Genomic DNA, 610 nt, shown 5'->3' with positions numbered 1-610 from the left:
GACACCGCACCCTCCGTGGACGCCATCTTCACCGGCCACACCCACAAGACCTACGCCTGGTCCGCACCCATCCCCGGCACCGACCGCACCCGCCCCGTCGTCCAGACCGGCTCCTACGGCACCAACCTGGGCAAGATCACCCTCACCATCGACCGCGCCACCGGCACCGTCCAGACCCACACCGAACAGAACATCCCCCGCACCACCACCCCCACCACCGACCTCATCACCACCTACCCCCGCGTCGCCCAGGTCAACACCATCGTCACCAACGCACTCACCGCCGCAGCCGAGATCGGCAACACCCGCGTCGCCGAGATCAGCGACGACATCACCACCGCCTACTCCGGCGGAACCTTCACCGACGGCGTCTGGACCGGCGGCACCCGCGACGACCGCGCATCCGAATCCACCCTCGGCAACCTCGTGGCCGAATCGATCCGCAGCTCCCTCGCGGACCTCCCGAACGGAGCGCAGATCGGCGTCACCAACCCCGGCGGGCTGCGCGCCGACCTCTGGGACACGCAGGCCGAGTTCGGCCCGACGGCCGTGCCCGGCCTGAAGGACGGCGAGATCTCGTTCTCGCAGGCCAACGCCGTGCTGCCCTTCA

Annotated in this window: 1 protein-coding gene; it reads left to right on the top strand. The window is 69.7% G+C overall.

Translation table 11 applies throughout. From position 1 onward, the window contains the following. The coding region (locus WFI00_RS17755) for a 5'-nucleotidase C-terminal domain-containing protein (RefSeq protein WP_442928344.1) at positions 1 to 610 on the top strand (610 nt) is incomplete at both ends.

The sequence above is a fragment of the Microbacterium sp. MMO-56 genome, from assembly GCF_037146215.1.
Taxonomy (GTDB): domain Bacteria; phylum Actinomycetota; class Actinomycetes; order Actinomycetales; family Microbacteriaceae; genus Microbacterium.
The sequence above is the reverse complement of the archived record's forward strand: the minus strand, read 5'-3'. Positions and strand labels throughout refer to the sequence as shown.